Below are 7,483 nucleotides of genomic sequence, written 5' to 3' on the forward strand. Positions count from 1 at the left end.
TTCGGCAAGGTATGAGGTATGCGGGATGTATGATGATTTTCTCAATCAGCCCTCAAATCAGCTCCTGCGCAGGGCCTATGGTGAACGGATTGCTCCGCTTACTATAGTTGTGGGTTCGGGCGTAAGCAAATCATCCGGTCTTCCGGACTGGAAAGCATTGCGAGAAAAGGTACAGCTGCAAATAGATAACCTCTATACGGCAAAAACATCATCCGACGTAAGGTTCTCCGATCCGAGGTTCAAGCGCGCTTCAACAACTGAAGACTACTGGGCTTTTTTTCAGTTGGCCAAAGACTTGCTAGGGAGTGCGACCTATAACGGCATTATTCGAGATGCCTTGGACACTCGAAATTACTCGCTGCCGCAAGCCTATGATCACTTGCTTAACTTGTCCCCCAAAGGCGTCATAACCCTCAATCTGGACCCATTCACAGGTCAGGCGTTTGCACAGAGGCAGAGTCATAGTGCTACGATTCCAATCTATGGGATCGAGATCGCCCGCAAGTGGCAACTTATCAGCGACGAAAAGCCGTATCTTGTCTACATGCATGGTCACATTTCCGATCCATCAACGTGGATACTTACTCAACAAGAGCTGGAAAACCTAACAAAAACAGCGGGACATTCACTTTTTCTATCGTCCGTATACATGAACAACACAGTGATATTCGCTGGCTTGAGCGCCGATGATATTGCAATCTCGGCACCTTTGCTCCGCCTCAAAGAAGCGGGCTTCATGCCGCCACGTCTGTTCTGGGTGACGACGCGCACAGACTCTGCATCAGACCAATGGGCGAAGGACAACGATGTTCAAAAGATTACTTACAGGGCATCCAATGATAGTGAGCACGAGAACTTTCTGTCTGTATGGACGAGCGATCTAATTTCGTTTGACTCGTTTGACGTTCAAAGGCTTCCGCCTCAGATTACAGCGGTTAGGACATTTGGGACGAATGAAGGGGCATCGATTTCTCCCAAAGACATCGCGCAATACGAATGCGAGGATGTAAGAAAAATACTTTCAGATATACTTGTGAGAGATTTGGAAGGGCTTACAGGAGATGATCTTTACGACAGATTCGAGCAATTTTGCAAGAAATATAGATACCCAATACAGACAAAATCATTCTATAAAGACGAGTCGCCTCCTGACAACATGTTTTTCGGCTATGAGATAAAGTTTCCAGAACTGGGTTCCGGGAACTTTGGCGAAGTGTTCCAGGCAGTCGCGGAAGATGGGCGAGTTGTTTGTGTAAAGATAATGCACAGTAACATTGTGGGAAATCGAGAAATGCTTGGCGGATTTCGTCGCGGGGTTCGCTCAATGCAAATTCTTACAAAATATGGTGTAGACGGCATAGTGCCAATTGTAGAGGCATTCGAAATGCCTCCGACGATTATTATGAATATAGTCTCTGGAAATTCTCTGCAGGAGCTATTTGGATTGCTTCACATATTCAATTGGAGCAATAAGGTTAAGCTTGTTGTAGATATAGGGAATATAGTGGATTCATGCCATAAATTGCCGGAAATGGTGCTCCATCGAGACATTAAGCCATCTAACATTATGCTAGAGGGGCTGGATTATGCAGAGGGAAGTTACGAAAAGTTGTATGTGCTTGATTTCGACATGTCTTGGCACAAAAACTCTAGCGAAAAAGATATAATATTCGAGTCGAGGGACGATTTCGGCTATCTCGCGCCTGAACAAACCGACCCTGCTGGCGCAATTTCGACACGGTCCACGAAAGTTGATGGCTACGGCCTTGCTATGACGGCCTTCGCACTCTTTGGTGGCCAGCACCCTATGGCGGGGTGGAGTATGAGCGTTGATTGGGAAAGCAGGGTGAACTCTGCGGTCAGGACTAGTGGCAGTTCGCTCTGGAAGTGCTTGGAGCTTCGTGTTGCAAGAGCGATCATCGACGCTAGTCGCGTCGATCAGGAAAAGCGCCTGGACTTCAACATTCTACTCCTTCGTGCAGCGTTTCCAACGGGCGGCGATATGTATGGGATGACGTTACCGATCAAGGTTGGCTCGAAATATATGGTGGAATAAAACTCGAAATTTCCGTTGATGATAATCACAACAACATAGATATAAATTTGATTTACGTCGACCAAGGGTCAAACAATTTCCGAGCTCAGAAGCAATATATCGGAGAAACAAAGGAAATAATGGACAATTTTTATTCAAAATTCGAAACTTCAAATAAGAGGGTAAATTTAAATCATGGTATGTTAAACTACGCCGTTTCCGTTAGATCGCAAAACTCTCTGTCATTTGTGCGTAGTGTTGCCCACGGGCTTTCGGAACCGATCGAGCGGCTTCTGAAGATTCAATAGCAAAAGACCGCCGCCGACGGCTCTGGGCGGATGAACCCCGAACGCGGACCGAGATTTCGCATGTAGACACATGGTAAGGAGTGTCTGAATATCGAGTTCCACGAACGGAGATAGACCGGAGGAGCTGAATTTCCGGCCGTCCCCTTACCCCCGCCCATCCCCAAACTCCACCAAATCCCAAAGCGTCCCGTACAAATCCCTAAACACCGCCACCGTCCCATACCCCGCTTCCGTCGGCTCCCGCACGAACTCCACCCCCTTCGCCTTCAACCCCTCGTAATCCCGCCAGAAATCATCCGTCTGCAAAAACAGAAACACCCGCCCGCCCGCCTGGTCGCCGATATATTTCTCCTGATGCGGCGTCGAGGCGCGGGCGAGCAGCAGCGAGGTGGTGCCGGAACCCCTCGGCCTGACGATCACCCAGCGCTTGTCCTGCTCGGGCTGGTAGCTGTCCTCGACGAGCTCGAAGCCGAGCGTGCCGACATAAAAGCCGATCGCCTCGTCATAATCCCTGACGACAAGCGCTACATGGGCAAGGCTCTGGTTCATCGTCCCCTCCTGTTTGGTCAAGCCTAGCCGAGCCTGCCGGCCGCTGGAAGAGGCCAGGAAAATGTACGGCTTTTTCTCAATGGCTTCCGTCGGTTAAGCCCGATTTTCCACGGTCTTCGAAACCGTGCGAGAATCGTTTCCGTCCCGCATCGGCTACCACGCATGGCGATGCGTCGAGGCGGGACCGGTGTTGCTGGTGTGGAGAGACGACGCAAAGCTCCATGCCAGGGCCTGTCGCAGAAAATGGTCCTCCTCAGGCCTGAAAAAGGGCCTGGCGTGCCTGTGAGGCATAGGAGGCATTCGAATGCCAGCCGGGGGTGATGGACCGGCACTTCCGGACTGCCAGCGATGGAGGACGGAGGAACATCGTGGGCGTGGAGGCCAAGGTTACCCCGGCTTCCGCCACCCCGAGGCATTCGGTGACGCAGAGGGACCGGAGTTGCGCGGGAAAAACCACCGAACGGGGCACGGAAACGGGCCTTATCGGCTGCCGCGAGGCAGTCATTACTAACGTGGCACGGTTTCGTGCCCCGGCCGATATCCTTTGCGAAAGTGGGGGGATCGGGAGACGTGCATGGTCAAACCACGGGGCGGAACGGCTCGCGTGAATGCGGAGGTGTGTGTGGATGGAATCGACCGAGATTTACCCCTCACCAAGCGCGCCCATGCATTCGACTTCGTCTCATGCGGGCTTGCTATCCTCTCCCACAGGGGGAGAGGTAAAGATGCCGCGCCGGCCTGCCGCGATCTCGACCTTGAGGGAGACTGAGGTCGTGCCGCGAGCTTACCTCTCCCCTTGTGGGAGAGGATACACAGGCCGGGTGAACGTGAGTGAACCCCTGGCCGAAGTTGGTGAGGGGTGAACTCAGCATGCCCACGCTGCCCTCACATCCCAATCGCATACCGCACGAATTCATCCCGCCCGACATAGCTGTCATAGAGCTTCCGTGCCGAAGCATTGCCCTCGGCGGTGATCCAGTAGACCGACGCCCAGTCCCGCGCCTTGCCGAGCGCCACGAGGTCGTCCATCAGGGCGCGGGCCACGCCCAGGCCGCGCGCCGTGGGCGAGACGAACAGGTCCTCGAGATAGCAGGTCGGCCGCTTGTCCCAGGTGGTGAGATGGGTGTGGTGCTGGGCAAACCCCACCAGATTGCCGCCGACGACGGCCAGGCGGCAGGTCAGCACATTCATCGGATCGAGCACCCGCGCCCAGGTCGACATGGTGATATCGACGGCGATCTCGACCTTGTAGAAGTCGCAATAGCCCTTCCACAGCGGCAGCCAGCCCTCGAGGTCGCCCGCCTCGGCATCCCGGATTTCAATCATCGTCCCCTCCTCAAAACCAGGGCAACCTCATTTGACGTTGCCCCTCATCCGCCTGCCGGCACCTTCTCCCCGTCATTACGGGGAGAAGGGAGCTGTGGCACGGTCGTCGCCCCAATCATCCCCTCTCCCCGTTTGCCGGGGTCCGGAGGACGGGTCGAGACGCGTGGCTCGACGCCGTCGGGCAGGGTGAGGGGCAAAGCCACATGCGCTTGCTCTTTGCTCAAAACCTGCAAATCAGAACGAATCCGCCAATTTCCCCATCATTTCGCCGAGCAGCCGATCGGTGCCCTCGGCCGAGCCGGTCTCGACATAGACCCGCATTTCCGGCGCATTGCCCGACTGGCGGAAATGCACCGTGTCGCCATTGGCGAATGCCATCCGCACGCCGTCGAGTACGGAAATCCCGACCGGCCTGGCCAGCAGGGGATCGAAGGCGGTGCGGAATGTCTCCGACATTTCCATCTCACCCAGGAAAATCTTGCCCTTGTCCGGTGCCACATCCTTCACTCGATCGGCCTTCATGAAGCGCGGGGGCAGGGTGGCCGCCAGCGCCGAGAGCGACTTGCCCTCGCGCCGCGCCAGCGTCAGCACGGCGACCGCTGGCAGGATCGCATCGCGGGTCGGCAGCCGCGTCAGCACGCCGCGCGACAGCGCCACATCGTCGCCGAGCAGGAAGCCGCCATTGGCCTCGAAGCCCGCCACCGGATGGGCCTTCGCCGCCGCCATGCCCGCCACCACGAAGGGCGAGCCGATGCGGGTGCGGTCGACGGTCTCGAACCAGCCCGATTCCTCCACCGCGCTGGTCGAGGACAGCGGCGTCACCACGGTCCTGGCGCCGATCAGCTTGGCGGTCAGCACGCCGAGCACGTCGCCATTGATCTGGCGTCCCGTCTCGTCGATGACCAGCGGCCGGTCGCCGTCGCCGTCGGTCGAAATCACCGCATCGAGATTTTCCTCGCCGATCAGCCTGCGGGCCCGGGCGATATCGTCAGGGTCGAGCGCCTCGGTATCGACGGCGATGAATGTGTCGACCCGGCGGAACGGATGGCAATCGGCGCCGAGCCCGCGGAAGATCCGCTGCGTCAGGTCGCGGCCGACAGCCGAATGCAGGTCGATACCGATCCGGAGACCCTTGAGCGCATCCGGCCCGAAGGAGGCAACATAGCGCTGCACATAGCTCTCGGCGACATCGTCGAGCGGCTCGCCCGGCTCGATCGGCGCGACATTGCGGCCCTCGCTCTCGATCGCCTCGGCCCGCGCCTTCACCGGCGCCTCGTCCTCCTTGAGGAATTCGCCATCCGGCCGGTAGAACTTGATGCCATTGTAGCTCTCGGGAATATGGCTGCCGGTGATCATCACCGCCGGTGCCGAGCGCGCCATGGCATAGGCGGCCAGCGCCGGCGTCGGCACATTGCCGGCCCAGACCGGCGTCCAGCCGGCCGCCTTGACCGCGGCCAGGCACTGGCCGGCAATGCGCGGGCTCGAATCGCGCAGATCCGCCCCGACATAGGCGGTCCGGCCCGAGGCCGTATCGGCGCAGCGTTCAAGGAAGGCGGTCACATAGGCGGTGCAGAGTTCTTGCGTGAAATCCGTGGCAGGCCCGCGCAGGCCAGACGTTCCAAATGCGGCCAAGGGGCCCTCCTTATCGATCGATCAGCGGAATGCTTAGCCGAATTTCATGGCCGCGCAATGGTTCCGCCCGGGCTTGGTAAACGCCTGATGCCGGCGAAATTTCCCCCTGATAGCATTGAATTTCGGTCGCGGTCTGCTATCTATTCCGTGAGCCCGCTTCGGGCCATGGTTGGGGCTATAGCTCAGCTGGGAGAGCGCTACGTTCGCAATGTAGAGGCCAGCGGTTCGATCCCGCTTAGCTCCACCAAACTTTCCAAGGTTTACACCTTGTTGCGATCGCTCTGCCCCCACATTTGCGCCTATTCAGCTTTTGGTTGCGCTTGTCGGATGTGGTTGTAGTGCGCTTTTTTTGATAGCGTAGTCTGACGAGCTTCGCCGCCCCAGAGGTCGCGCGACAGCTTACAAGGAGCCACATCAAAACTGTTGTTTGTGGATAGCAGCAAAGCGGTGAGCTGTCGCGAAGGATCCAAAAATTTGCGTATCAACAGCTGGCGAGAGCCCGAAAGAGGTCGGTCGTCTATTCTCTACCTGGTGTTGAAGGAGTTTTTGAAAGTCGATCTACACCCCATCAAGGTTAAGAACGAGCAGATGGGCCTCGCTTTTGAGAACCTTATCCGCCGCTTCAATGAGTTGGCGAACGAGACGGCGGGCGATCACTTCACCCTGCGTGAAGTCATTCACCTCATGGTCGATCTCCTCTTTATAGAAGACAATGATCTACTCCGCCGGCCGGGCACGGTGCGAACGATGCTCGATCCGGCCTGCGGCACAGGTGGGATGCTGGCCGAGGCGCAATCCTACATGTGCCGGCACAATGCGGCGGCGAAACTTTACGTCTATGGCCAGGAGTACAACAAGCGCGCCTTTGCCACGGCAGCGTCTGACATGCTCATGAAGCAGGTTGATTACAATGGCGGCGGTGAGAACGTGTAGTTTGGCGACACGTTCACCGAAGACCGGTTTGAAGGGAAGCAGTTCGATTACTTCATCGCCAACCCGCCCTTCGGCGTCGACTGGAAGAAGCAGCAGAAGGAGATCCAGCGCGAAAGCGAGAAGCTGGGCTTCAAGGGGCGTTTCGGCGCCGGCCTGCCGCGCGTCAATGATGGCTCGCTTCTGTTTCTTCAGCACATGATCTCGAAATTCGAGGATGTTGATCCGAAGGCGCAGATATACGGATCTCGCGCCGCCATCGTGTTCTAGGGCTCACCGCTTTTCACCGGCGGCGCGGGCGGCGGCGAGAGCGAAATCCGGCGCTGGATCATCGAACGCGACATGCTCGAAGCGATCGTCGCCCTGCCGGCGCAGATGTTCTACAACACTGGCATCGGAACCTTTATCTGGATCGTCACCAACCGAAAGGCGAAGGAGCGCAAGGGCACAATCCAGCTTGTCGATGCGCGCGAGACATGGATTCCCATACACCGCAGCCAAGGCGACAAGCGCCGCAAGATCGGTGAAGGCATGGCCGAGCCGGGTGATGACCGCGCCGACTAACCCGACCAGATCGCCGATATAGTCCGGCGCTATGGCCGGTTCCAGGCGAACGAGAAATCCAAGCTCTTCGACAACGCGGACTTTGGCTACAGCCGCGTCACTATCGAGCGCCCCCTGAAGCTGCGCTATCAGATGAGCG

General features: G+C 57.2%; 4 protein-coding genes, 1 tRNA gene and 1 pseudogene. 3 read left to right on the forward strand and 3 right to left on the reverse strand.

Annotated elements, in window-relative coordinates; all coding sequences use genetic code 11:
• The first annotated feature begins 25 nt into the window (after nt 1-25).
• The gene (locus AC2YI2_RS29620; protein ID WP_487390130.1) at nt 26-2,056 is read left to right on the forward strand and encodes a protein kinase domain-containing protein; all 2,031 of its coding nucleotides are present in this window, start codon (nt 26-28) and stop codon (nt 2,054-2,056) included.
• Between the two features lie 431 nt (nt 2,057-2,487).
• Here the strand turns inward: AC2YI2_RS29620 and AC2YI2_RS29625 are convergent, their stop codons facing one another.
• From AC2YI2_RS29625 to AC2YI2_RS29635, 3 genes are all read right to left on the reverse strand, one after another.
• Complete coding sequence (locus tag AC2YI2_RS29625) at nt 2,488-2,892, reverse strand: VOC family protein (RefSeq protein WP_487390131.1); 405 nt, start codon at nt 2,890-2,892, stop codon at nt 2,488-2,490.
• 885 nt (nt 2,893-3,777) lie between these two features.
• On the reverse strand, nt 3,778-4,218 hold the full coding sequence (locus AC2YI2_RS29630) for an N-acetyltransferase family protein (protein WP_487390132.1): 441 nt from the start codon (nt 4,216-4,218) through the stop codon (nt 3,778-3,780).
• Nucleotides 4,219-4,452: 234 nt separating this feature from the next.
• On the reverse strand, nt 4,453-5,850 hold the full coding sequence (locus AC2YI2_RS29635) for a phosphomannomutase (RefSeq protein WP_487390133.1): 1,398 nt from the start codon (nt 5,848-5,850) through the stop codon (nt 4,453-4,455).
• A 171-nt stretch (nt 5,851-6,021) separates the two neighbouring features.
• Here AC2YI2_RS29635 and AC2YI2_RS29640 point away from each other — a divergent pair.
• Both AC2YI2_RS29640 and AC2YI2_RS29645 read left to right on the forward strand, forming a co-directional pair.
• Nucleotides 6,022-6,097: transfer RNA gene (locus AC2YI2_RS29640), tRNA-Ala, on the forward strand.
• A 341-nt stretch (nt 6,098-6,438) separates the two neighbouring features.
• Nucleotides 6,439-7,344, forward strand: a pseudogene (locus tag AC2YI2_RS29645) (HsdM family class I SAM-dependent methyltransferase).
• Nucleotides 7,345-7,483: the final 139 nt, after the last annotated feature.

This window comes from Rhizobium sp. SRI_017, assembly GCF_057586295.1.

Excerpts from the sequence above, each read along its gene's own strand:
- AC2YI2_RS29625 (WP_487390131.1), bottom strand. The coding sequence starts at position 2,892 with ATGAACCAGAGCCTTGCCCATGTAGCGCTTGTCGTCAGGGATTATGAC.
- AC2YI2_RS29630 (WP_487390132.1), bottom strand. The coding sequence starts at position 4,218 with ATGATTGAAATCCGGGATGCCGAGGCGGGCGACCTCGAGGGCTGGCTG.
- AC2YI2_RS29620 (WP_487390130.1), top strand. The coding sequence starts at position 26 with ATGTATGATGATTTTCTCAATCAGCCCTCAAATCAGCTCCTGCGCAGG.